This is a genomic window from Mesorhizobium sp. WSM4815 (genome assembly GCF_055811575.1).
Map to the genome: position 1 here is coordinate 1 of NZ_JBVVQS010000014.1, position 249 is coordinate 249.

Annotated in this window: 1 protein-coding gene; it reads left to right on the top strand. The window is 71.1% G+C overall.

The window, feature by feature from the left end; translation table 11 throughout:
- Positions 1–249, top strand: a 249-nt coding sequence (locus tag AC0L2B_RS00055) for a hypothetical protein (RefSeq protein ID WP_473743611.1), incomplete at both ends; no start/stop codon positions are given.

A 249-nucleotide genomic window follows, 5' to 3' on the forward strand; every position in this document is an offset into this window, starting at 1 on the left:
GTACCGGTCGACCATGCTCGGCCTCGACAGGCTGGCCGTAGAGATCACCGCACGCACCCAGCGCGGCTCGCTGGCCCAGTACGTCGGCACGATCCTGGTCGTCGTGACCACAGCCATCTTCATCACGCTCTCCGGCGTCCGGGTCTGGCCGGCCGTACGGCTGGCGGACAACTGGGGCCAGGTGGCGGTCGGCCTGCTCATGGCAGCAGCGGCCGTCCTCGTTGCCACGTCCCGCGGCCGCCTCAGGGC